The organism is Paraburkholderia sp. J8-2, assembly GCF_905220195.1.
In the GTDB taxonomy this organism is placed as follows: Bacteria; Pseudomonadota; Gammaproteobacteria; order Burkholderiales; family Burkholderiaceae; genus Paraburkholderia.
Window position 1 is genome coordinate 570,663 of sequence record NZ_CAJMZA010000001.1, and the last position, 23,500, is coordinate 594,162.

Genomic DNA, 23,500 nt, shown 5'->3' on the forward strand with positions numbered 1-23,500 from the left:
ACTTCTACCCGATCTGGCGGGACACCTTGCCCCCGAGTGCAATCGTCGCGCGAACAGCGGTCTCGAGGAGCGCCTTGATTGCCGCGCTGTTGATATCCGTATCGAGCGTGGCCGGCGAGCCGATAAGGCTGATTGCAAACTGAAGATTCCCGTCCCGGTCCCAGATCGGGGCGGCAACCGATACATAGCCAAGATTGCCGCGATGAACCAACGAAAAACCGTTCTTGTGCAATTCCGCGCTCGCTTCTTCCCGCATGGCGGCCGCACTCCAATTCTTCTCGCCAGACATTTCGCGAGCAATGAGTTCGTCGGTGCGGCTGGCCTGCAGGCAGGCGATAAAGAGCTTTCCCGCTGCCGTCGTGACCAGTGGGATCAACCCCGTTCTCAATTCGAGGATGCTGCGCGTCTCCCCCTCCTGCTTGAACAGACTCACTGGCCCGTCGTCGGTCCATGCCGTCACCGCCGCACCGTTGAGCGTGGCGTCGCGCAGCGCAATCACTTCGCGCCGCACGATATCGAAACCGTCGAGCTGGTTGATCGCGCTCATCCCTAGAGCCAGCGAAGCCGGGCCGAGTTTGTAGCATCCCGGCTTTTCATCGGCGCAAACGAGGCCTGTGCGGACGAGGCTGATCATGTAGTTGCTCGTCGCGCTCGGCGTGAGTTCGGACAGCGCGGCAATCTCTTTCAGAGGAAGGGCTCGCACACTCGTTTGCAACGCCGAGAGGATTCGAAACGCTATCTCGACGGATTGAATGCCGCGCCTCGTGCTCACATTGGTCATATCGCTGCCGTATTGAAGTTGTTGAACACACGCCGCCCGGGTTTCCCCGCACGTCAACCTTGTTGACACCCTTCGCGGGCGCCTTCTATAGTATTCAACATAAATTATTGCATTCATTACTGTTGAATGCAATATCATGAGAAGCAGGTGGACCGCAAGGTTACACGAGCCGTTGGACCCTGGTATGGAGTTTTACGAACTGATTGCTTAGTACTGCAATTCTTTTTCTCATCGACACAATCCATCAAAAGAACAATTACCGCTTCGGAGTCAAAGCAATGGCCTTTCGCAGACGTGCAGTGGCAGGAACCCTTTCCGCATTTTCAATGTTCGGCATCGCCCACGCGCAATCGAGTGTCACCTTGTATGGCATCGCCGACACAGCGGTCCAATACATCAGCAATGTCGGTGGACACTCCCTTGTTCAGCAAGGCAACACGCATTCGCCCGATATCTTCGGCTTGAAGGGTGTGGAAGATCTTGGCGGCGGCTTGCGCACGATCTTCGACCTGCAGGGCGAGTATTTGCTGAACAACGGGCAGTTGCTCGTTCCAGGGACGCTGTTCAATCGGAAGGCCTACGTTGGGCTGCAGTCGGACACGTTTGGCACGCTCACGCTCGGCCGCCAGCCCAGCTTCATGTATGACGTTCTCGCCAACTATCAAACGCCTCTGCTGCTCGGCAATATTCTTTCGCTCCATCAGGGCAACCTCGACGAAGTCGCGAACTTTTTCCAGTTCGCCAACGCCGTCAAGTATGTGAGCCCGACGTTTGCCGGCTTCTCGACCGGTGTGGAATTTGCATTTGGCAATGTGCCGGGCAACTTTAGCGAAGGCCGCAACTACTCGTTCTTTGTCCAGTACAAGAACGGACCGTTGAGCCTCGCAGCCACTTACGCGAACGAGAACAACCGCTTCCTGGAGCTATCGAGTTTCATCGGCCTCCCATCGCTGTTTGGTACGCCGTTGCGGGCGTCCGAGGGCGTAGTCGCCGACAAGCTCGTCAACTGGGGCGTGGGCGCGACTTATCAGTTCACTCACGTGCTGCTGCACGCCGCCTTCACGCAGTCGCGCATCACCCTGGCCACAGGCCAGGGCAACGCCAATACCGTCGACGCGGGCGCGAACTGGACGGTCAGGCCCGACGACATCGTCGCGATTGGCGGCTGGGTCGAAAATCTCGACGGCGGAAACTGGAAGACGATAACGCTCTCGAACACCTATCTTTTTTCGAAGCGCACTTCCATCTACCAGCAGGTCACCTACCAGCATGCGTCGGGCGCCAACAGTGTGGCGTCGCTTGCGGGCGCCGGCCTGGCATCCGGCCGGTCGACAACCGGCGTCTCGCTGGGTATCCAGCACTTTTTCTAGGAACAGGAAATTGACCATCGCATCCGTGCAGCAACGCTCACGTATCTCCACTGGCGATGGATTGCATCGAGAAATACAGGCTTTTCGTGAGACACGTAAGCGCCTACCCTAGCTCAATGTCATCAACTGGCGCTCGCGCCCGATTATTATGTCGTCCGATACAACCTTGCCGCACGGCGTGTCAAAAGCATCGAGCGCTCAATGCGCCCCTCTTCAAGTACGGCCCGGCCTCGATACCGCCGGGCAGCAAGACACCGCGAGAGCGGTCGTCTTGCGCACGGCGGGGCGGCAGCACGGCTCCATCACGCGACTCGTCAGCCCGGGCGACCTTGGCGACATCCTGAAGCCATTTGTTTTTCTCGACTACTTCGAGAGCAAAAATGCGGCGGCGCTGCAGTTTTCCATGCACCCTCATTCGGGTCTCGCGACCACGACCGTGCTGCTGCAAGGCGAGGTTGAGTATGAGGACACGACCGGTGCATCAGGCGTACTGCCCGTTGGCGGCGTAGAGTGGATGAATGCGGGCGGCGGGGTCTGGCATGGCGGCGGCGCCAGAGGCAACGGCACAGTACGCGGTTATCAATTGTGGACCGCATTGCCGCCCTCCCTCGAATTGGCGGCTCCTCACAGCCAGTACCTGAGCGCGAGCGACATTCCTCGCACCGGTCCAGCAGCTGTCATTCTGGGCCGCTACGGGGAAGCCGAAAGCCCCATTCGTGCTCCCGCAGGCATCAACTATCTGCTCGTGAGACTTCAGGCCGGCGAACAATGGCAGTACACGCCGCCAGCCGGTCACAGCGTTGCCTGGCTGAGCGTTCAACGCGGCGCATTGCGAGTGGGCAACGCGCGTGTCGCCGACGAGCTCGTCGTATTCGACGAGTCTGAAGACGCCGTGACCCTCACCGCGAGTGAGGACTGCGAGTTCGTGCTCGGCTCTGCCATCGCCCATCCGCACCCGCTTGTGCTCGGACACTACTCCGTTCATACGTCTGCCGACGCGTTGCGCGCGGGAGAAGCGAGGATCAAGCAGATCGGTGCGCAGCTTCGGCGCGACGGCCATTTCGGCCAGACGCCCACGCGTTGATCAGTCGAGCGTCAAGGCATCGAGGGCAGGCACATGGCCATCGCGAACTCTACAGGCAACGATCTGCTCGCCATGGCCGGACGGTTCCTGTTCGCTTCCCTTTTCGTTGCGAGCGGCGTGAACAAGCTGCTTTGGCCGCTGGCGACCATTGAATACGCCAGGACGTTCGGCCTGCCCGTGCCGCAGCTATGGTGTATCGGCACAATGTTGCTGGAACTCGCATGCGCAACGTTGCTCATTCTCGGCTACCGAACCCGCGCCGTAGCATGGATGCTGGCCGCCTACTGTGTTTCGACGGCCATCATCTTTCACCATGCGTTCGCAGACCAGAACCAGTTGATCCAATTTCTCACGAATCTGGCCATGGCAGGCGGACTGCTTGCGCTTTCGATTTACGGCGCCGGCCTGTTCAGTATCGATCGACTCGTTGGTAACGGACACGTCGAGACAGCGTCGAATTACGCCCGAATCACGCCGTCCGACAGTTGATTGCCCCGCGCCGTTTGTCCTCCTTTCTCTTTCGGAACTCCCTCATGCGTGACGTTCATGTTGGCGACGCAGCCATACCGGCCATTGGCTTTGGCACCTATGGTCTAAGCGAAGCCGAAGTCCATCGATTGGCGCCCGCGGCCATTGACGCGGGCTTCCGCCATTTCGACACCGCCCAGATCTATGGCAATGAGGCCGCCATTGGCGACTGCGTTGCCGCTTCAAATCGCCCAAGAAGTGAATTCTTTCTCACCACCAAGGTTTGGGTGAGCAATTACGCAGAGAGACATTTCGAAGCGTCCGTGAATGAGAGCCTGCGCAAGCTCCGGACAGACTACATCGATCTATTGCTACTGCACTGGCCGGGGTCGGATATCCCGCTTGCCGAACAAATCGCTGGTTTGAATGCCGTAGTGCGGGCGGGCAAGGTTCGGCATATTGGCGTCAGCAATTTCAACTGTGCCATGATGGCGCAAGCCATTCGCCTTTCCGCCGCACCGCTCGTGACGAATCAGTTCGAATATCATCCGTACCTGAATCAGTCCGTGCTGGCCGAAAGCACGAGGCAAGCCGGTCTTGCCGTCACGGCCTACTGCGCGATGGCGATCGGACGCGTATTCGGCGACGATGTGTTGAAAGCAATCGCAGGTCGCAACGGCAAGACGATTGCGCAAATCGTTCTTCGGTGGCTCGTTCAGCAGCCCGGCACGGTTGCCCTTTCCAGAACCACCCGGATCGAACGCCTCGCGGAAAATCTCGCCATCTTCGACTTTGCGCTCGACGACGCGGAGATGTCGGCAATCCACTCGTTGGCAACAGCCGACAGCCGCATCGTCAATCCCCCTGGACTCGCTCCCGTCTGGGATAGCACCGCGCCTTGACCCCAGGCGTCATCAGAAGAAGTGCATGATGCCGAAGTAGCCACCTTGCTGGTTGTGGCCCGGCAGCGGCAGGGAGTCTGTCGCTTCCACCGGGAATGAGGACTGCTTGCCGTTGAACATGGCGCCGATGGTCAGGTAGAGGAACGTCCGTGCAGAGAGGTTGTAAGTCGTGCCTAGAGCGGCGAGATTGCCTGTTCCACCACCATGATTCACGTTACCGTGATACCAGCCGCCCTGAATCGCGAGAGCAGGCGTAGCCTGATACGAGGCGCCAATCCACTCCTGCTGGCTGCGCGTTGCCGCAAACGGATTGAATGTGGTCGCGACCGTATCCTGTCCGGACGACACCAGCTGCTGAAAGCCGGTATAGAACTTCAGTGACCCAAGCGTATAGGTGGCCCCGATCATGTACTCTCGCGAAGCCGCATACAGGTCGGAGAATTGCCCGTTCGCGTCGCGTATTTCTTCATATACGCCGTACGCGGCAAAGCTCGCCCGCGTGTATTGCGCACTCACGCTGAACTGGCGGCCGGACTGGAAGTTGCCCGCCACGCCGCCAAATCCGTTCTGCACGCGGAATGAAAATCCCGCCCAATTCGGCGAATTGTAGGTGACCACGTTCGGCCGCGGACCCCAGGCGCGACCGTACGCGAAATTGCCGACGCCGATCCCGACCTGCTCGCCCAGGGGGTCGATGTACCAGCCGGTCTCGTCGGTCAGGCTCATCGCGCGACCAAACCAGATACTGCCGAAACGGTCGCTCGCGAGGCCTACGTACGCGTCCCGCGTAAAGATGGTGTTCGGCGGTATTTCGCCGGTTCCCGAAGTAAAGAGGCTTTCAAGCTTGAACACCGCGTGTAGACCTCCGCCAAGGTCTTCATCACCTTTGAGCCCAAACCAGCTGTAGCCGTACTGATTGCTGCCAAACCGGAAGTTGTTCTTTGAGCCTTCCGGAGTCGCCACATTCGTCACGTAGTCGAAGCCTGCCGCAATGCGCCCATACAGCGTCACCGAGCTTTGCGCATACGCGTTGCAGATTCCGATGGTCGTTAAAGCTGCAAACAATGCCAATCTTTTCATTTTGTATTCCTCAGCAAAAAATTGTCTCCACTCCATCCTCTGAAGGCCTCTGCGAAGTTCCTACCTCCGCGCTTGGCGAAGTGCTCTGAGTAACTCCGGAAGATGACGCACCGTCGTTGCCAGCAGGATCGCGCACGCCTGTACGAGTAGCTGAACCGCAGCACCCGCACCTAGCGCCAGCACCAGTTGCCCGAGTTGCGCCATGAATAGCGCGGCTACAGCGCTCGCAACGACGCTGCCCCGGCCACCGGTGAATGGCGTGCCGCCCACCACCACCGCTGCGATAGCGGGCAGCAGATAGTCGTTACCGGACGTTTGCGACGCGCTGCCGATAAAGCCGGCGAGCAGCATGCCCGCCGCCGAAAAGCACACGGCCGACGCGAAGTACGCGCCGATCCTGTACTTCAACACGTTGACGCCCGCGGCTTCGGCCGCGCGCGGATTGACGCCCACGGCAATGAACCTGCGCCCTACCGCGGTCTTGCGCGTGATTAGCCACGCACTCGCAACGAAAACGAACGCGAACCAGACATTGGCAGGCAGGCCGAGGAACTGCGCATGCGAGATGGTTTGCATGACAGTCGGGACATTGACCGGAACGTTGCCCGTCAGCGAGCGTGCGAGGCCAATCAACAACGCATTGACGGCAAGCGTTGCAACCAGTGGCGTAATCGCAACCTTCGAGACCAAAGCGCCGTTGACGATACCGACGATGCCGCCAACGCAAACGGTGATAACAACGGCAAGCACAATGGAGTCGAACACGAATCCGGTTCTGGCCATGACGATGCCCGCGAGTGAAACCATGCCGATTGCCGACATGTCCAGCCCGCGCTGCTGGATGACCAGCGTTTGCCCCGTCGCGACGATCGCAAGGATGCCGGCAAAAGGGAGCATGGCGAGGATCGAACCGTGCGAAACGGTGCCCGGCGCAACGATAAAGCTGCACGCGAAAAGCAGGATCACCCCCACCCAGATCCACGAGAATTCATCGATCGCGGGGAACCACGCCGGCTTTGCTTTTGATTTCGTTGAGGAGGGTTCGAGAAATTCCGACATGATTTCCGCCTGGTTGTGCATTGCCTTTCTCATTTCGCCACCGCCATTTCTCTGCTTCTGGAATAGAGCGCGACCGAAGCCAGGATCATTGCGCCCAGGAGGTACGATTGCCACGAGTCGCCGATATCGAGAAATGACGTCACCACGTTCACCTGAATGATGAGGAGCGCACCAAGCAGTGCGCCAACGAAGGAGCCGCGCCCGCCAAAAAGGCTCGCTCCGCCGATCACCACCGCCGCAACGCTTCCGAGCGTGTAGTTGATGCCGGCGCTGGCATCGCCGGAACCGACCTGCGCCATCATCGGCACTGCCGCAACAGCCGCAAGCAATGAGCAACCAAGGTAGGCGGCGAGCGTCGTCAGTTGGGGACGCGCGCCGGCCATCCGAGCGGCTTCGGAACGAGAACCCACACCGCGAAGCGTGAGCCCCACCCTCGACTTGAACAGCGCGATTTCGAGCACGGCCGCCATCGCGATCGCGACGATCGCAACGACGGGCATGAAGCCGAACTGCGCGCCGATCGCGTCCACGACGCGATCGGCTATGAGTCCGCCAGGCACCGGGCGCAGAAGCAACGAGACGGCCTGAAGCGCCATATAGGTCGCGAGTGTCGCCACCATGGGATGCAGCCGGAACGGCCCAACCAGCGTCCAGTTCACCAGTCCGACGGCCAGGGCCACCAGCAGCACGATCACCCAGCCCGAGAGTTGATGGCCCAATGTGGCGCCATCGTTCAGGAAGAACGACTGGATCACCACAACGAGGCCCATGAGTGGCCCCACCGAAAGATCGATGCCCCCGACCAGCATGAGCAACTGCTGCCCATAAGCGGCGATGGCCAGCGTGGCGACGAGCGCCAGCATGCCGCTCAGGTTTCGTGCGGACAGGTAAGCGGGATTGACATGCGCCGCATACAGACCGAGCGCGCACACGGCCACGGCGAGCATCACGATCGGCGCCAGATCCCCCGAAGCCCACTTCCAGAACCGTGCCGTTGTGGACGCGTCTTTCTCCCGCTCGGTCGTCACAGTCAGGACGGCAGATGTGATGGTGTTCTCGCTGACCGCGTCGCCGGCAAGTTCCTTCACGACGTGCCCGCGTGAAAAGATCAGCACGCGGTCACACAGTCCCGCCACTTCGTGCGCATCGGACGAAACGACGATCACAGCCGTGCCCGCGGCAGCCGCTTCTCTCAACACCTTGTAGATTTCCATCCGCGCGCCGATGTCCACACCCTGAGTCGGCTCGTCGACCAGCATCACCTTCGGTTGGCTGGCCAGCACACTCGCCAGCACCAGTTTCTGCTGGTTGCCGCCCGACAGGCTGCGAATCGTCGTGTCGATGGACGGCGTCTTGACCGCGAATCGCTTCACTGCGTCTCGCGCGCGCCTCGCTTCGCTGCGCTGGCTGACCCAGCCCTTGATGGAATCGAAGGGCAAACTGCGGATCGAAAAGTTCTCACGCACCGACAATTCGCCGAAGATGCCTTCTCGATGACGATCGCCCGGTAGATACCGGATGCCTGACGCGGCTGCGGCCTGCGAATGGTGAAGTCTCGCTTGAGCCCCCGTTACCGTGACGCGGCCGCGGCTTCGCGCGAGGCCCGCAAGCGCCCGCATGAATTCGCGCTGGCCATTGCCATCGATACCCGCGAGACCTACGATCTCGCCTTTGCTGACCCGAAGCGAAACATCGCTGAAGCCTGCGCCACGCAGTCCCGCCACGTCGAGAATGACGCTCGCGTCTTCATCGTTGCCCTTGACCGGAAAGTCGCGATCGAGCGCCCCGCCAACGATCAGTTCAACGATCTGCTGTTCGCTCAGGCCCGCGGCTTGCCAGGTGCCTTGCCCCTGACCGTCGCGAAGCACGGTCAGCCGATTCGCGATCTTCTGCACTTCGCGGATCCGGTGTGAGATGTACACGACCGCACAACCCGAAGCCGTAATCTTGCGGATGCGCTCGAACAGGCGCTCGACGTCTTCCGCCAGCAGATGCTCGGTCGGTTCATCGAGGACCAGAACCTTGGGCTTCGCCGCAAGCGCCTTGACGATCTCGACGATGAACCGTTGCTCCGGATTCAGACTCACCACGCGCTCGTTCGCATCGATGGCGACGTCATCGCTCCATTGCTTCAGGAGCCCTTGCGCCCATTGCGCGACTTGCATGAGCGTTGGACGCTGCTCGATCGGCACGCCGAGATAGAGGTTCTCTGCAACAGTCAGGTCGGGCATGAGCGCCGGTTCCTGCCGCACGATGGCCAACCCCAGGCGGCGTGCCTGCTCGGTATCGCCTCGCGTTTCCACGCCGTCGATCACCACGCGCCCGTGCTCCGGAACCAGTGCACCTGATGCGACCGCCATCAGCGTGGACTTGCCAGCGCCGTTCTCACCCACGAGACCGTGCACTTCGCCCTTCACCACCGAGAACGTCACGTTGTCGAGCGCCCGTACACCCGGAAAGATCTTCGTGACACCGTCGACCTGCAGCAGCGTTTTCTGGTCATTCATGATTCGTCTCGAACGTTTTACTGGGCAAAGACTTGCTTGAGCTTGTCGGCGGGCAGCGCAGAGGAAAGATCGGCGTCGGGCGGCGCCGACGGATCACACTTCGGATCGATGCCTTTGGCGCTGTCGGCGTACGTGAACGGAAGGATCGACGGCGACTCCTTGTCCTGGGTCCCCTGATAAGCCGCTACTCCCTGGCGCACGGCGAAGCGAACGTAGGACGTCGTGCCATCGACCGTGTAATACGGAAAATGCGTGCCGGCCTTTTTGGCCGCCATGTAGTGGCAGTTCAACTCGTTGTCGCTCGCAATGGTCGCAATCGCCGGAACGGGCAGATGCGCCTGCTCGAATGCCTTGGCCGCCGCGAGTGCCGTTACGCCGAAATCGGTGACGATCGCATCGATCTTCGGATACTGCGCGATGAGGCCGGCCGTGGCCTTTTGTGCATCTACGGGGTTCCAGTTCGTCACGACGAACTGCTCGTTGAGCAGCTTCAGATTCGGGTATGGCTTGAGCCCGGCTTTCAGGCCGTCCAGGAAGTTCTGCGAGGGTGCAGCGCCCGGCGACCCGCCCAGAAACACCACATTCCCCTTCTTCACATTGGCACCTAGCCAGTCGGCCCACAGCACGCCGATCTGCTTCGTGTCTCCAACCACGTTCACGACGTAGTCGCGTCCGGGTACGCCCGCGATCTGCGCGGAGTAAGGCACCACCGCAACGCCCGCTTTCATGGCCGCCCGCATGGCGGGAAGCTGCACCGCGCCGAAGTCAGGAAGCAGGATCAGCACGTTGATGCCCTGCGCCACCATGCTGTTGATATCGGAGTTCGCCTTTTGCGGATCGCCATTGGCGTTGCTGTAGATGATCCGCTTGACGTTCTTGCAGCGGCTCAGCTCGTCCTTGACCTCGGCAAGGCCGGTCTTGCGCCATGTATTGCCGCCATAGCCGTCCGACACGCCGACGATCATCGGCTTGGTGCCGCACAACGGCGTGATATCGCCCTGTTGGTTCGTCTCCGAGTCGCCAGCCGCGTAAGCCGCCGTGCCGATAACGCTCGCGCCGAGCAACGCCGCGATCTGCGCGAGCATACGGCGGGACCTGGACAGTGCATGCGCTTTTTTCCTCTCGATGGCATGTTGGGTGAGGCCGTGCGAATGCTTGTTACGCGTGCCATTCGGCCATACGTGAAGCGGGTCGAACATGGTGATCCTCGATGTCGTGTTGAGTGTGATTCGAAGCGTCATGATGCGCCGCTTCATCCGTACTACGAAATATATGGATTGGTCTCCAAGCCTTTCCTGGCCACTTCCTTGTTATTTGTCCACGCTTAGGCCACTCCCAAACTCAATGATGCGATACAGAATCGATTTATGTCGAATGATGTGTTTCGGAATGACCGATGTCAAGATTCCTGGGGAATCTCCCTAGCGCCGCCCCGCGCCGGTTCGGTGCCGCTCCACGTTTGCTGTCATCTGACGCAGTGGCCGCGCCCACCCAGGTAATTTCCCTGGGTCCCTTGACTTAATTCATTCCAAACAACATCATTCGATATAAATCGATCTTGCTCGGAATGATCTCTGCGCAAACGATTTTGGTGAGAGGCATCCACCTCCCGCGCCCCGGGCGGGCACGGGCCGTGACGTCACTGGCGCCCCGGCAAAACCTCTCCAGTTTGATCGCCGTCGGTTCGGAAGCTTTGCGGACCAAAATTCACTACCTGTGTCGAGGATCATCATGATCGAGAAATTGCCCCTCTGGGAAGCCGCCAAGCGCGAAATGGAGGAGTACCAATTCATTGCTGGGGCCGAGTTGCAGCCCAAGTGGGACGTGCCTGAGAAAGTCGCCATCAATGCTGCCGTTTCCGGCCGCTTTGAAGACACGACGTCCTTTCAGGCCTACGTGGATGAAGCGACCAGCGTGATCGAAGCCGGGGCCTGCGGCGTTCACATCGACTTCTCGTTCATGACCGACAAAGAAGGCCGCCGCCTCGATCGCGACATCGTGCCGGTCGAGGCCTACAAACAGGTGATCGAGCCGCTGCGCAAGCGCTTCGGCAACGATTTCGTGCCGAACGTGAACGTGCTGCACGGCACGACGTTCGACATGTGCATGGGCCCCGCTCGCGAAGGCCTGACCGAAGTCGCGCCCTGCGCGCCGGGCCACCCTGAGGCCTTTGCGGTGCCGGCCGTCGCCACGCTCGAGGAAGTCGGCGTCAAGCCCGAACTGGCGGTGCACAGCTCCGGCGAAATCGAGCTTGCCAAGCGCAAGCTGATCGACACGGGCATTCTCAAGCCGCCGTACAACTGGCTGATCCTGTACGGCCTGCCGTTCAATGTCGGACGCACGCTGGTCTCGGGCACGTGGGTGAGCGACACCGAGGACATGACGAAACACCTGTTCCTGATGGTCGACCAGATTCGCAAGATCGATCCGACGTCGGTGATCAGCGTCTGCGCGGCGGGACGCGCAACGCTCTACATGACGACCCTCGCCACCATGATGGGGCTGCATATCCGCGTCGGCACGGAAGACACGCCGTGGAAGTACCCGAACAGCGACGAACGTCTCGCGAGCAACCTCGAAATGTTCACCATGGCGCGCGATATCGCGGCCCTGCTCGGACGCAAGCCGGCAACGGCCAATGAGTACCGGCAGCTGATCGGCAAGCCGGCCCGCTGAGAACGGGGCCGCGCGACCGTGGCCTCGTGCGCAATGAGCCACGGTCGCGAGATCGCGCCTATAACGCCTGTAACGGCCCGGTGCCTTCAAGCCCCCAGGAGAATGACAGATGAACGATGAAACGAAAGGCGCGGAGCCCACCGTGCAGTTGTGGACGCGGGACGGGTTTCTCGGTGCGCTTTCGGTCGTGACCCGACCGACGTATGCGCCCGATTACCTTTCTGTCGAAGGGCCGCATGCGCCCCGCAGAGCCGTGCTCGAGCGCCTGATTCCGGGCGACGCGAGCGACCCGCAAGCCATCCCGACGACTGTCGCAACATCGCGGATCGGCGTGAAAGTGCACGTATCCGCCCGCCGTGCGCCGATGCCGTTCGTGGTGCGCAACGTCGAGGCGGACGAGATTCACTTCATCCAGTCGGGCACGGTGAAGTTCGAAACCGATGTCGGCAGCCTCATCGCCGGGGAGGGCGACTTCGTCTGCATTCCGCGCGCGATTGCCTACCGCTACGGCCCGACGGATGGCGCGATGCGCAGCCTCATCGTGGAGAGCCCCTCGGCGCTCAAGCTCTCGCCGCCCGCGCCATCCGGCATGCTCAACGTCGCGCGGGACCTGAAATACGCCGAAATCGATCCGGACATCGCGCCAGGTGCTCCGACCCGGTTGATCCTGAAGACGCTCGACGGCGAGAACACCGTTTTCGTCATGCCACACGACCCGCTCTCGCTGGGCGTGCGGCTTTCCGATAGCGTGCCGGTGTGGAAGCTCAATCTCACGAAAATCCAGGTTCATACCTATCTTCCGGAGGGCGGCCCGCCGAGCCCCTTCCTTTCGTCGGGCACGGGCGACCTGCTGCTGTTCAACCTCAGCGCGCGCCCGGGAGGCCGGCCGCCCGTCCATATCAATGCCGATTTCGATGAAATGATCTGCTACGTGCGCGGCCCCGGCGCGTGGGGCGGCTGTACGGAGCCCGGCACGTTGACCTGGGTGCCGAAAGGCGTGATCCATCACGGGCCGTCCGAGGACGTTCCCGAAGGCTACCAGGCATGGCTGCTCGAAACGCGCGCGACCTTGCGCTGGACGCCAGAGGCCCTTGCCATCTCACAGCTGATGGAAACCGGCAATTACGCGCCTCATCCGGGCGCCGCGAAATGACACGCTGATCGTGGCCCGACTCGCTCGGCACCACGCTCAGGCGAGGCCAATTAGAAAGGAGACCGAAATTGGAAGCGAAACTTCAGCAAATGCTGGACGAAGCCGAGATTCGCCGCGTTCATGTCCGCTACTGCCGCGGCATCGACCGCATGGATTGGGACCTCGTGCGCTCGTGCTATCACCCCGACGCAATCGACCGGCACGGTGCGTATAACGGCGATGTGGAAGGCTTCATCGAATGGGCAGCCGAATTGCTGCCGAATTTCGAATCGACGCAACATTTCACGGGCAACCAGTATGTCGAGGTCCACGGCGATCGGGCGTTCGCGGAGCACTATGCGCGCGCCAGCCACCGGACCAGGCCCGAAGACGGCAAGCCCGCAATGGATTGGGTGGTGAACATTCGCTATGTGGACCGCATGGAGCGGCGCAACGGCGAATGGCGCATTGCCGACCGGGTCGTGGTACTCGATTCGCAGCGTTCGGACCCGGTTCCCGAGGGCCAGGCGCCGCTCGGCAATTCGAATGTCGGCCGCCGCGACAGGGAAGATCCCTCGTACCAATACCAGACCGTATGACGGGTGCGCCCGTTATCTGAAGCAAGAGGAACACATGGACAGGAAACTTCGCGTGGGCATTGTCGGCCTGAGCGCAGATCGCGGTTGGGCGGCAATGGCCCATCTTCCCGCCTTGCGGGCGTTGCCCGATGTCTTTGAGCTTGCAGGCGTCGCCAATACGACGCTCGCCAGCGCGCAGGCCGCCAGCGCCGCGTTCGGCATCCCGCGCGCATTCGAAAACGCCGCAGCGCTTGCTGCGTCGCCGGATATCGACGTTATCGTCGTCACCGTCAAGGTCCCGCACCACCGCCAGGTCGTCACCACGGCCTTGCAGGCCGGCAAGAGCGTGTACTGCGAATGGCCGCTCGGCAATGGCCTGGAAGAAACCATCGCACTCGCGGAGCTTGCACGCGAGAAGAAGGCGCTCGCTGTCGTGGGCACGCAGGCGATTGCCTCGCCTGAAGTGCAGTTCCTGCGCAAGCTGGTCGCGCAAGGTGAGATCGGCGACGTCCTCTCGTCGACGTACGTGGGGTCCGGCATCAGCTGGGGCGGCGATATCCTGCGGGGCGACGCCTACGCCATGGATGACCGCAACGGCGCCACGCTGCTTTCCGTGATCGGCGGGCACGCTATTGCCGCGATTCAGGCGGTACTCGGCGAGATCGGCGAGATCGGCGCGGTGCTATCGCAACGCCGCCAGACGGTCCGTGCGATCGAAACGGGCGAAGCCGTGCAGATGAAAACGCCAGATCACGTCATGGCAAACGCCGTTTTGCGCTCCGGTGCACCGCTGTCGCTGGAATTGCGCGGCGGCGTTCCGCGCGGAACGAAGCTGTTGTGGGAAATCAACGGAAGCCAAGGCGATTTGCGTGTCACCGCACGGAACGAATACGTGCCTTGCGTGAATATTTCACCATTACGTGTGGAGTTCGGCCGCAAGGGCGAGGAAGGCTACACGGAACTCGCGATTCCCGATCCCTTCCCCATTGATGCCGAAGACGCGGTTGCCGCACGCAACGTCGCCGGTATTTACCGGTTGATGGGCCAGGACCTGCTTCATGGCACGCGCACCGCCCCCAGTTTCGACCACGCACGCGCGCTTCACGAGGTGCTCGAAGCGATCGAGCAATCGAGTCGAGCCGGCAAACGGGTGAAAGTGGGGTAAAAGCGCGCAAGCACGTCCGGCAGGCCGGGCAGTGGGAGGTGGACGCCTTCGCTTCGAGCAAGGCCGTCCTGCATGTTCTGGTCACGCGACGATTAAGACGCGCGTGATGAGGAGAAGACAATGGCCAGCGCAGAAAAGTCATTGCGCGCGATGGTCGAGTTCTGGCTCGCCCCGACCTCGATGGACGCGGTTCACGTGGTCGAATTCCGGAACCGGCGCGCGAAGTGTCAATGCTATGTGTGTGTGGAAGCCAGCCGGGCAGCGGGCCCCGCGGCCCTGTTCTTCTTTCGCCACACGGACGGACTTTGGCATATCCTCCCGCCAGGGCGGGAGCGCCCCAGCATGCGGGTGGCCTGAACGCAGCCTGGGCGGCTTCGCGCCGCCCTACCCGCCGCCAGCTAGTCGACGATGGAGTCGCCTTGGGAAATCTGGGTCAGATTGGCTTCTATCTGGCGCATGACTTTCCAGAAAATGTGAAGGTCGTTCGGCGCGATGCCCTCGAACGAACCTGAAACCATCGCCGTAATTTCTGGCAGCAGTTCGTCGACGAGACGTTGCCCCTCCTCCTGCAGACTGACGTAATACTTTCTCCGGTCCTTCGGGTCGCGCGTACGTCGCACGAGATTGCGCTTTTCCATGCTGTCTAGCGCCGGCACCGCGGTGGTCGAGGCAATGCCTACCCGCTTGCTGAGTTCCAGCTGGTTCATTTCGCCACGCTCGGCAAGCACGCGCAGATAGAGCCAGTGCGCAACCGAAATACCCTCCCTGTCCAGCACCTTTTGCGCCTGGCTGTCGTAAAGCCGGTATAGCGTGCGTGCCATCCACGGAACGGTTCTGCCGCGCACATCGACCGCGACTGAACGCGACGTCGCGCCCTGTTCATCGAGCCCCTCCAGTTCCAGGGCTTCCTTGACTGCATTCGAACTCAGCTTTGACATAAGCCACTCCTCAACATGGGGGCCGCGGAAAGATCGGTCATGCCTTCGGTGCAGGGAATTCCCTGGAGCCCTTGACTTTGCCCGTCCCGGAACACATCATTCGATATCAATCTATCTCAATTTGGATGATCTCTCAAGGGATAATCCAGATTGTCACCGGCGGTGATATCCCACGTCACAGCGCCTGGTTCAATTCAGGATCGAGACTGGCATGCAACGACAACTCCTTGTGCTCATACTCTGGCTCATGCCATTCGCCCTTCGCATGGCCGCGCGGCGGTTTCCCAGCATGCGCAAGCACCTGGGCGCCGGGCGATGGGTCATACAATTGCGGCTGCGGGACAACAGCCTCGCGCGGCAGCTCCATTTCAAGGACGGCACCCTGTCTGCCAGCTGGGGACCGTACGCCGCGCCGGACGCCGAACTCGTGTTCATGGACGTTGCCACTGCCCGCCGCATGCTCGCGCCAACGACTGACCATGCGTTCCTGATCGACGCCCTGAAGAACTTCAAGATCACCCAGGGCGGCAGCGACGAGGCGCTGGTCTGGTTTGGCCAGCTCGTCAACACGATGAAGACGGCCTCGTGGCGCAAGGGCACGCCGATGAAGGACGGCACGACCCGCTATGTCACGCTGACCAACGGCGGCCCCGTATTTGTTTACGTGAAGGACGACAAGATCATCCGGACGACCCCGATCGATCTTGTGGAGGAGGACGGACCGAGCTGGACCATTCGCGCGCGCGGGCGCCAATTTTCGCCCGCCCGGCGCGGCACGGTCAGCCCGCACGCGCTTTCGCTCAAGTCGCTCGTCTACTCCGACAAGCGCATCCTTTACCCGATGAAGCGTGTCGACTTCGACCCCAACGGCGAGCGCAACATCCAGAATCGCGGCATCTCCGGTTACGAGCGGATCAGTTGGGACGAAGCGCTCGATATCGTCGCGGGTGAAATCCGCCGCATGAAGCAGCAATACGGTCCCGGCGCCATCGCCATGGCGACCGGCGCGCACCATCAGTGGGGGAACATCAACTACTACCTGAGCGCAATGCAGCGCTTCGGCAACCTGATCGGCTACACGCGCGTGGAAATGAGCCCGATCAGTTGGGAAGGCTGGTATTGGGGTGCCATGCACCACTATGGCAACAGCTTGCGCCTCGGTACGCCGAGCTTTTACGGCACCGCCGTGGATTGCCTCGAAAACGCCGAACTCATCGTGTTCTGGTCGAGCGATCCCGAGTCGACCAATGGGGTCTACGCCGGCTTCGAAGGCACGGAGCGCCGCCTGTGGGCAAAGCAGCTCGGCGTCGAGTTCGTCCACATCGACCCGTACCTCACGCAATCGGCCCAGCTGCTTGGCGGAAAGTGGCTTCCCATCCGTCCCGGCACCGACTCGGCTTTTGCGATCGCCATCATGCACGAGTGGATGGTGAACGATACCTATGATAAGGAGTACGTTGCGAACCGCACCACGGGCTTCGACGAGTGGCGCGCCTACGTGCTCGGCGAAGAGGATGGCATACCCAAGACCCCCGAATGGCAGGAAGCCGAAACCGGCATTCCGGCAAAGGACGTGCGCAGTCTCGCCCAATTGTGGGCGTCGAAGAAAACTTACCTCGCAGCGGGTGGCCTGGGCGCGGGCTTCGGCGGCGCCTGCCGCACGGAAACCGGCGCCCAGTGGGCGCGCAACGTCGTCATGATGATGGCCATGCAAGGCTGGGGGAAACCAGGCATCAACTTCGGCAATCTGCAGATCGGCGCACCGCAGGACCTGAACTTCTACTTCCCAGGCTACGCCGAGGGCGGAATTTCCGGCGATCTGAACTACACGGCGAGTGCGGCGCACAACTATTGCCGCATGCCGCACATCATCACGATCAACCCCGTCAAGCAATCTGTCCCCCGTCAGCGCCTTGCCGAAGCCATTACGGAAGGCAAAGCGGATGGCTACCTGTGGGACGGATTTTCGATCGAAGGGCAATTTGCCTACTACTCGTATCCGCGGCCGGGCTATTCGCCCATTCATATGCTGTACCGCTACGGCTCGTCTTCGTTCGGCACGGTCCCCGGATCGAACCGGATGATCGACGCGTACCGCCACTCGTCGCTCGAATTTGTCGTCAACCAGTCGATCTGGATGGAGAACGAAGCGCAGTTCGCCGACATCATCCTGCCCGCGTGCACGGCGCTCGAACGCGACGACATCTCCGAGTGGGGCAATTGCGGCGGTTATATCCAGCACGCGCAGAGCCAGATCAATCACCGGATGATGATCATGCAGCACAAGTGCATCGAGCCGCTGGGCGAATCCCGCTCGGACTACCAGATCTTTCTGGATATCGCCTTGCGGCTCGGTTATGGCGGCATGTACTCCGAAGGCGGCGGGTCTGAGCTTACGTGGTGCGAGCGCATGTTCAACTCGACCGACCTGCCAAAGCAGACAACCTGGAAGACGTTCCTCAAGAAGGGCTATCACATCGTGCCGCCGCCTGCCGACGACGATCGTCCGCCCGTGGACATGCGCTGGTTCGCCGAAGGCCGCACGAAGGATCTGCCGGAAGCGAATCCGCTGCCCGGCGTCTACTCGAACACGTTCGGCGAAGGACTGCCCACGCAGTCCGGCAAATTCGAGTTCGTGCCCTCCAGCCTGCGCCGCATCGAAGCGATCGATCCCGTGCGTCCGGCCGTCAACCGGTACATCAATCGCGACAGCGCGATCAAGCACCCGTATCCGCTGCAGCTCGTGACCAATCATCCGGTCTACAGCTTCCATACCCACGCGGACGGAAAGAACAGCCATATCAGCACGATCAACGAGCACCGGCTCAATGTGGGCGGCTATCGTTACTGGGTACTCCGAATGAGCGTAAAGGATGCCGCCGCACGTGGGCTGCACTCCGGCGATCTCGTACGCGTGCACAACGCGCAGGCCTCGGTCATCTGCGCACTGGACGTTTCGGAGCTGATCAAGGATGGCGTTGCGCGCGGAAACGAATCGTGCGCCGAACTCGATCTGATCAAGACTGCGGTCGGCATGGTCGACCGCGGAGGTTGTCTCAACCTGCTCACGCCGGGACGGAAAATGAGCACGACCGCAGACGGAATCATGCCCAACACTTGCTGGGTGGAGGTGGAAAAATGGGACGCGACACTGGAGAACGCAGCATGAGCAACTGGGCACTGGTTATCGACGTTTCGCTTTGCATCAACTGCCGCAACTGCGTCATCGCCACGAAAGACGAATACAGCGGTAACGCCTTTCCCGGCTATTCGGCACCGCACCCGCCCGAGGGGCTAGAGACAATACGTGTCGAACGGCATGTGCGGGGAGAAGGCGCGCTCGTCGACGTCACGTATATCCCGAAGGCCTGCAATCATTGCGACAACGCGCCTTGCGTGAAGGCCGCACCGGACGGCGCGATCTACAAGCGCCCGGACGGGATCGTCATGATCGATCCGGAGAAAGCGCGCGGCAGGCGCGATCTGGTGAAAAGCTGCCCGTACGGCATGATCGAATGGAACGAACAGGAACAGGTGCCGCAAAACTGGAACTTCGACGCCCACCTGCTCGACGCCGGATGGAAGGAGCCGCGCTGCGCCCAGGCCTGCCCCACCAAGGCCATTCGCGCGCTGAACGTACCGGAGCCCGAACTCGAGAAGATCGTGAAAGACGACAACCTCACGGTCATTCACCCGGAGTTCGGCACGAAGCCACGCGTCTTCTACCGCCATCTTGAGGACGCGCTGAGCCATCTCGTGGCTGGCAATGTGTGCGAAACCATGGAAGACGGACGCCCGCGCAATCTGGCAGGTATCGAAGTGGTGCTGCGTGACTCCGCGAGCGGCGAGGAGCGCACGACGCGAACCGATCATTTCGGCGACTTTCGCTTTTCCGGCTTGAATACGATGACCTCGACGGTCGAAGTGCGCGTGCGCAAGGACGGTCAGGAGAAGGTCATCGCAACGCGGGAGCGCACGGGCAGCGTCAACCTCGGCACCCTGTTGTATTGATCGTTTGTGCGGGGGCGCCTTTGGGCGCGCCCGCCTGCCGCGTTCGAGAACGGACAAGCGGGCGCATTTCAGCGCTCAAATAGCGAAGCTTTCGAGCGTGGCTGGATGAAACAACTCGCGGGCTTCAAGGCGGCGGCTCGACAGACCCTCTGCATGATGGCGTTCCAGGAAGCGGTTGATGACGTGCTCGTTCTTCGCGAAACCGTACGACCAGAAGTCCTCGCCCATCAGCTTGCGCGCCGCTCGAAGCTGGTCCTCCACGAAGGGCAACGTAATTTTCGTTGCCGACGTGTCGCTCAGGCGCGTTAGCGCGAGCGCCTTCGACTTCTCGAACGCCTTCATCAGCGCGCCGGGCAGCCACGGATGACGCTCCGCGAGCGTCTTGCGCACGCCCAGCGTGTGCATGATCGGGAACAGGCCAGTACGCGTGTACCAGTCGGCGGCGGTCTTGTGCGGATCGTCGAACAGGTACTTCACCTGAGGATGCCCGCGGTCGAAGCACGACGGCGCACGCGGGCCGATCACGGCATCGATTGCTCCATCGGCCAGCAGTTCCGAAATTGTTTTCCCGGTGGGCGCCGTTTCGAGCCTGATATCGTCTGGCAACTGCAGCGTAATCTTCTCGACTCTCGACGCGTCCTCATAGCCGCCGCGCACCCACGTCACGTCCGACGCCTTGACGCCGTAATCTTCCTCGAGAAACAGGCGCACCCAGACGTTGGCGGTGAGCTGGTACTCGGGCACGCCGATACGCTTACCCTTGAGATCTTCGGGACGCTCGATCCCGCGGTCCGCGCGCACGTAGATGGACGTGTGTCGAAACGCACGCGACGGAAAGACCGGCACGGCAATGTACGGCGACGTACCCGCAGCGGTTTTCACCGAGTAGCTGCTGAGCGAAAGTTCGCAGACGTCGTAGTCTGCATGCCGGAATGCGCGGAAGAATATTTCTTCGGGATCCTGAAGCATGAAAACTGGATCGACGCCCTCGATCTGTACATCACCATCCACCAGTGGGCGAATCCGGTCGTAGTTTCCTACGGCAACGGATAACTGAAGCTTGCTCATTGCCTCTCCTCAATACCTCGAAAATTTCACATGACTCGGAACCGGAAAGGCCGCACCTCGGCACATTCGATTTATATCGAATGATCCTAAATGGGATTGATGTTGTCAAGATCAGTATGTCCTCATGTGGGGCGCTGGCCGGCCTCCCAGGAGAATCCCTGAGTTCCTTGACATCCACAGCACTCCAGCCCATCATTCCGTTTAAATTCATCCCATTTGCGATCATTCTATATAGAATGATTAGGAAGAACAGAGGCACACGCCATGAGCACTGATATGACGAAAGATTGGGACCTGGAGGTCGATGTCATCATTCTGGGAGCGGGCGCAGGTGGTCTTTCGGCGGCGATCGTCGCGAAGCATGAAGGGCTCGAGCCGCTCGTACTCGAAAAGACGGACCAGGTCGGAGGCACCTCCGCCTGGTCGGTCGGCATGATGTGGTTTGTGGACAGCGCGCCCATGCAGCACGCGGGCTTCAAGGATTCCTTCGATAAAGCGCGCCGATACTTTGCCGCCACGGTCGGCAACAGCGTGGGCAACCCGCTTCAGGAAAGCTACATCACGCAGGGCCGGGTTGCCTTGGACTACCTCGTGCGGCATTCCGAGCTGAAGGTGGCGGCAGTCGACTATCCGGACTATTACCCCGAGTCCGATGGCGGCATGTTCGGACGCGCCCATGCCCCGCTGGATTTCGACGGCCGCAAACTCGGCGCGCACTTCAAGGATTTACGCGCTCCGCTCCCCGCGTTCGCACCCTTTGGCGGCATGATGCTCGACCTCGTGGACTTGAACCACTTCCTTGCCCTCACGCGCTCGTTCAAGTCGTTCTCCCACGTCGCAAAGCGCTTCCTGCGCTATGGCATGGACCGCCTGAGCTATCACCGCGGCACACGACTCGTTGGCGGCAACGCGCTCGTTGCACGCCTCTACAAAACGGTTCTCGATGAACAGATTCCACTTTGGCTGCGCGCCCACGCAACGCGACTCATCACCGCGAATGGCGCCGTGATCGGCGCCGAAGTCACGCGCGACGGCCGCCTGTTGCGCGTGCGTTCACGCCGCGGTGTGGTGATCGCAACCGGGGGCTATAGCGGAAGCGCCGCCATGCGGCGCGAGCATTCGCGTCAGCCAACGGTGGAACTTGGACTGGGCTTGCCGAGCAACATCGGTGAAGGCATTCGGCTAGCCCTTTCCGTGGGCGGCCGGCTCGATCACAATGCGCTCGACACCGGCTACTACGTGCCGGTCTCCGTTTTCAGGAATGGCAACAACGAGACATTGTGGGGCCATTTCATGCTCGATCGGCCCAAGCCCGGTTTCATTGCCGTCAATAAGGAAGGCAAGCGCTTTACGAACGAAGCGGCCTCGTACCACGCATTCACGCAAGGCATGTTCGACGCCGGCGCGATTCCCGCATTTCTTGTCGCCGATGCAGCCGCCGTGAAAAAGTACGGCATTGGCGTCATTCTTCCGGGCATGTCGCTGCGCCGCTATGAACGGGCAGGCTATCTGCATAGCGGCAACACGCTCGCGGAACTCGCCGCCAAAATCGGCATCGACGCCGATGGCCTCGCACGCAGCGTGCTTCGAAATAATCACTTCGCGCAAACCGGTGTCGACGAAGATTTCGGCAAGGGCGCCTCTGCCTACAACATCTACAAAGGCGACCCGGCCCATGCGCCGAACCCGTGCATCGGGCCAATCGCGCAGGGACCGTTCTATGCCGTCAAGCTGATGCCGGGCGACTTCGGTACGAGCCGCGGCCTCGTCACAGGGCCGAGCGGCGAAGTCCTGGATCACAACAACCAGCCGATTCCCGGCATCTTCGCGTGTGGCAATGACATGAACTCGCCCGTTGGCGGCCACTACATTGGAGCCGGAATTACACTCGGCCCAGCGCTCACGTTCGGCTACCTGGCCGCCATGGCGCTAGCAAAGCGTGATCCGTCACGGGCCACGCTTGCGAGCAAACCCACTTCGCGGGCAGCCCAGAATATCGGTCAGGGCTGACACGCAGGCGGCCGGTTAGCCAAACACCTTGTTCGCCACCTTCGCAATCAATTCGCCCTGGTGGCGTGCGCCATCCAGGTCGATTTTGCTCGGCTGCCGCTGGCCCTGTCCGCCCGCAATCGTCGTCGCGCCGTAGGGGGAACCGCCTGCGATCTCGTCCAGCGTCATCTGAGCTTGATAGCTGTACGGCAACCCGACGACGACCATGCCGAAGTGCAACAGGTTGGCGATGACCGAAAAGAGCGTGGCCTCCTGCCCGCCGTGCTGGGTGGCCGTCGACGTGAAAGCGCCGCCAACCTTGCCATTGAGAGCTCCGCTCATCCACAGGCCGCCGGCCTGGTCGAGAAACGCCGCCATCTGCGACGACATGCGTCCGAAGCGGGTCGGCGTTCCGATGACGATGGCATCGTAATTGGCGAGTTCCGCAACGGTCGCGACCGGCGCCTGCTGGTCCAGCTTGAAATGGGCGCCTGCGGCGACTTCCTGCGGCACGGTTTCGGGCACACGCTTGACGTCGGCGGTTGCACCCGCGGCGCGGGCGCCTTCTGCAACGGCCTCTGCCATGGCTTCGACGTGCCCATAGGAGGAGTAGTACAGCACCAGAACTTTCGACATAACAGGCTCCTTTCAACACATACCGGCAGCGCCGGGATCAAGAGGTTTGTGACGCC

At 61.2% G+C, this 23,500-nt stretch carries 20 protein-coding genes; 12 read left to right on the plus strand and 8 right to left on the minus strand.

The features are described from left to right. Window positions 1-4 precede the first annotated feature (4 nt). Window positions 5-781 (minus strand): IclR family transcriptional regulator, encoded by a 777-nt coding sequence (locus U5A52_RS02480; protein ID WP_321933766.1) that lies wholly within the window; start codon window positions 779-781, stop codon window positions 5-7. A gap of 326 nt (window positions 782-1,107) precedes the next feature. Here U5A52_RS02480 and U5A52_RS02485 point away from each other — a divergent pair, with 326 nt between their 5' ends. The 4 genes from U5A52_RS02485 to U5A52_RS02500 all read left to right on the plus strand — a co-directional run bounded on the left by U5A52_RS02485 (window position 1,108) and on the right by U5A52_RS02500 (window position 4,605). After that, window positions 1,108-2,151, plus strand: a complete 1,044-nt coding sequence (locus tag U5A52_RS02485) for a porin (protein ID WP_321933768.1) — start codon at window positions 1,108-1,110, stop codon at window positions 2,149-2,151. 271 nt (window positions 2,152-2,422) lie between these two features. After that, window positions 2,423-3,235: a pirin family protein gene (locus tag U5A52_RS02490; RefSeq protein ID WP_321933770.1), complete on the plus strand. Its 813-nt coding sequence runs from the start codon at window positions 2,423-2,425 to the stop codon at window positions 3,233-3,235. 33 nt (window positions 3,236-3,268) lie between these two features. Next, the gene (locus U5A52_RS02495; RefSeq protein ID WP_321933772.1) at window positions 3,269-3,724 is read left to right on the plus strand and encodes a DoxX family protein; all 456 of its coding nucleotides are present in this window, start codon (window positions 3,269-3,271) and stop codon (window positions 3,722-3,724) included. Between the two features lie 44 nt (window positions 3,725-3,768). Beyond that, window positions 3,769-4,605: an aldo/keto reductase gene (locus U5A52_RS02500; RefSeq protein ID WP_321933774.1), complete on the plus strand. Its 837-nt coding sequence runs from the start codon at window positions 3,769-3,771 to the stop codon at window positions 4,603-4,605. 12 nt (window positions 4,606-4,617) lie between these two features. Here U5A52_RS02500 and U5A52_RS02505 read toward each other — a convergent pair whose 3' ends face one another. From U5A52_RS02505 to U5A52_RS02520, 4 genes are read right to left on the minus strand one after another with little or no spacing between them, the layout of a single operon-like run. After that, window positions 4,618-5,685 (minus strand): porin, encoded by a 1,068-nt coding sequence (locus U5A52_RS02505; protein ID WP_321909639.1) that lies wholly within the window; start codon window positions 5,683-5,685, stop codon window positions 4,618-4,620. A 60-nt stretch (window positions 5,686-5,745) separates the two neighbouring features. Then, a complete protein-coding gene (locus U5A52_RS02510) occupies window positions 5,746-6,777 on the minus strand; it encodes an ABC transporter permease (RefSeq protein ID WP_321933776.1) in 1,032 nt (343 codons plus the stop codon). Continuing rightward, the gene (locus tag U5A52_RS02515) at window positions 6,774-9,251 is read right to left on the minus strand and encodes an ATP-binding cassette domain-containing protein (protein WP_321933778.1); all 2,478 of its coding nucleotides are present in this window, start codon (window positions 9,249-9,251) and stop codon (window positions 6,774-6,776) included. Before U5A52_RS02515 ends, U5A52_RS02510 begins: the two co-directional genes overlap by 4 nt. Window positions 9,252-9,268: 17 nt before the next feature. Beyond that, a complete protein-coding gene (locus tag U5A52_RS02520; RefSeq protein ID WP_321933780.1) occupies window positions 9,269-10,450 on the minus strand; it encodes a substrate-binding domain-containing protein in 1,182 nt (393 codons plus the stop codon). A 532-nt stretch (window positions 10,451-10,982) separates the two neighbouring features. Between U5A52_RS02520 and U5A52_RS02525 the strand changes: the two genes are divergently transcribed. From U5A52_RS02525 to U5A52_RS02545, 5 genes are all read left to right on the plus strand, one after another. Further along, complete coding sequence (locus tag U5A52_RS02525) at window positions 10,983-11,927, plus strand: 3-keto-5-aminohexanoate cleavage protein (RefSeq protein WP_321909648.1); 945 nt, start codon at window positions 10,983-10,985, stop codon at window positions 11,925-11,927. A 109-nt stretch (window positions 11,928-12,036) separates the two neighbouring features. Further along, complete coding sequence (locus tag U5A52_RS02530; RefSeq protein WP_321933782.1) at window positions 12,037-13,080, plus strand: homogentisate 1,2-dioxygenase; 1,044 nt, start codon at window positions 12,037-12,039, stop codon at window positions 13,078-13,080. Window positions 13,081-13,148: 68 nt separating this feature from the next. Continuing rightward, on the plus strand, window positions 13,149-13,658 hold the full coding sequence (locus tag U5A52_RS02535) for a nuclear transport factor 2 family protein (protein ID WP_321933784.1): 510 nt from the start codon (window positions 13,149-13,151) through the stop codon (window positions 13,656-13,658). After that, entirely contained in the window at window positions 13,606-14,802 is a 1,197-nt protein-coding gene (locus tag U5A52_RS02540; RefSeq protein ID WP_321933786.1) for a Gfo/Idh/MocA family oxidoreductase, read from the plus strand. Before U5A52_RS02535 ends, U5A52_RS02540 begins: the two co-directional genes overlap by 53 nt. 120 nt (window positions 14,803-14,922) lie before the next feature. Next, the gene (locus U5A52_RS02545; protein WP_321933788.1) at window positions 14,923-15,159 is read left to right on the plus strand and encodes a hypothetical protein; all 237 of its coding nucleotides are present in this window, start codon (window positions 14,923-14,925) and stop codon (window positions 15,157-15,159) included. A gap of 41 nt (window positions 15,160-15,200) precedes the next feature. Here the strand turns inward: U5A52_RS02545 and U5A52_RS02550 are convergent, their stop codons facing one another. Next, window positions 15,201-15,740, minus strand: coding sequence for a MarR family transcriptional regulator (locus U5A52_RS02550; RefSeq protein WP_321933789.1), 540 nt, complete (start codon window positions 15,738-15,740; stop codon window positions 15,201-15,203). A 211-nt stretch (window positions 15,741-15,951) separates the two neighbouring features. Between U5A52_RS02550 and U5A52_RS02555 the strand changes: the two genes are divergently transcribed. Together U5A52_RS02555 and U5A52_RS02560 are read left to right on the plus strand one after the other, a co-directional pair. Next, complete coding sequence (locus U5A52_RS02555; protein ID WP_321933791.1) at window positions 15,952-18,909, plus strand: molybdopterin-dependent oxidoreductase; 2,958 nt, start codon at window positions 15,952-15,954, stop codon at window positions 18,907-18,909. Continuing rightward, the gene (locus U5A52_RS02560; protein ID WP_321909658.1) at window positions 18,906-19,751 is read left to right on the plus strand and encodes a 4Fe-4S dicluster domain-containing protein; all 846 of its coding nucleotides are present in this window, start codon (window positions 18,906-18,908) and stop codon (window positions 19,749-19,751) included. The genes U5A52_RS02555 and U5A52_RS02560 overlap by 4 nt, the downstream gene beginning before the upstream one ends. Window positions 19,752-19,826: 75 nt before the next feature. On the opposite strand, the gene U5A52_RS02565 is transcribed toward U5A52_RS02560, so the two are convergent. Next, window positions 19,827-20,819, minus strand: a complete 993-nt coding sequence (locus tag U5A52_RS02565) for an ABC transporter substrate-binding protein (protein WP_321909660.1) — start codon at window positions 20,817-20,819, stop codon at window positions 19,827-19,829. A gap of 264 nt (window positions 20,820-21,083) precedes the next feature. On the opposite strand from U5A52_RS02565, the gene U5A52_RS02570 reads away from it, so the two are divergent. After that, a complete protein-coding gene (locus U5A52_RS02570) occupies window positions 21,084-22,829 on the plus strand; it encodes an FAD-dependent oxidoreductase (RefSeq protein WP_321933793.1) in 1,746 nt (581 codons plus the stop codon). A 15-nt stretch (window positions 22,830-22,844) separates the two neighbouring features. Here U5A52_RS02570 and wrbA read toward each other — a convergent pair whose 3' ends face one another. Then, window positions 22,845-23,444, minus strand: a complete 600-nt coding sequence (gene wrbA, locus U5A52_RS02575; protein WP_321909662.1) for an NAD(P)H:quinone oxidoreductase — start codon at window positions 23,442-23,444, stop codon at window positions 22,845-22,847. Window positions 23,445-23,500: the final 56 nt, after the last annotated feature.

Excerpts from the sequence above, each read along its gene's own strand:
- U5A52_RS02480 (WP_321933766.1), bottom strand. The coding sequence starts at position 781 with ATGACCAATGTGAGCACGAGGCGCGGCATTCAATCCGTCGAGATAGCG.
- U5A52_RS02485 (WP_321933768.1), top strand. The coding sequence starts at position 1,108 with ATGTTCGGCATCGCCCACGCGCAATCGAGTGTCACCTTGTATGGCATC.
- U5A52_RS02495 (WP_321933772.1), top strand. The coding sequence starts at position 3,269 with ATGGCCATCGCGAACTCTACAGGCAACGATCTGCTCGCCATGGCCGGA.
- U5A52_RS02500 (WP_321933774.1), top strand. The coding sequence starts at position 3,769 with ATGCGTGACGTTCATGTTGGCGACGCAGCCATACCGGCCATTGGCTTT.
- U5A52_RS02505 (WP_321909639.1), bottom strand. The coding sequence starts at position 5,685 with ATGAAAAGATTGGCATTGTTTGCAGCTTTAACGACCATCGGAATCTGC.
- U5A52_RS02510 (WP_321933776.1), bottom strand. The coding sequence starts at position 6,777 with ATGAGAAAGGCAATGCACAACCAGGCGGAAATCATGTCGGAATTTCTC.
- U5A52_RS02515 (WP_321933778.1), bottom strand. The coding sequence starts at position 9,251 with ATGAATGACCAGAAAACGCTGCTGCAGGTCGACGGTGTCACGAAGATC.
- U5A52_RS02520 (WP_321933780.1), bottom strand. The coding sequence starts at position 10,450 with ATGTTCGACCCGCTTCACGTATGGCCGAATGGCACGCGTAACAAGCAT.
- U5A52_RS02525 (WP_321909648.1), top strand. The coding sequence starts at position 10,983 with ATGATCGAGAAATTGCCCCTCTGGGAAGCCGCCAAGCGCGAAATGGAG.
- U5A52_RS02530 (WP_321933782.1), top strand. The coding sequence starts at position 12,037 with ATGAACGATGAAACGAAAGGCGCGGAGCCCACCGTGCAGTTGTGGACG.
- U5A52_RS02540 (WP_321933786.1), top strand. The coding sequence starts at position 13,606 with ATGTCGGCCGCCGCGACAGGGAAGATCCCTCGTACCAATACCAGACCG.
- U5A52_RS02545 (WP_321933788.1), top strand. The coding sequence starts at position 14,923 with ATGGCCAGCGCAGAAAAGTCATTGCGCGCGATGGTCGAGTTCTGGCTC.
- U5A52_RS02550 (WP_321933789.1), bottom strand. The coding sequence starts at position 15,740 with ATGTCAAAGCTGAGTTCGAATGCAGTCAAGGAAGCCCTGGAACTGGAG.
- U5A52_RS02555 (WP_321933791.1), top strand. The coding sequence starts at position 15,952 with ATGCAACGACAACTCCTTGTGCTCATACTCTGGCTCATGCCATTCGCC.
- U5A52_RS02560 (WP_321909658.1), top strand. The coding sequence starts at position 18,906 with ATGAGCAACTGGGCACTGGTTATCGACGTTTCGCTTTGCATCAACTGC.
- U5A52_RS02565 (WP_321909660.1), bottom strand. The coding sequence starts at position 20,819 with ATGAGCAAGCTTCAGTTATCCGTTGCCGTAGGAAACTACGACCGGATT.
- U5A52_RS02570 (WP_321933793.1), top strand. The coding sequence starts at position 21,084 with ATGAGCACTGATATGACGAAAGATTGGGACCTGGAGGTCGATGTCATC.
- wrbA (WP_321909662.1), bottom strand. The coding sequence starts at position 23,444 with ATGTCGAAAGTTCTGGTGCTGTACTACTCCTCCTATGGGCACGTCGAA.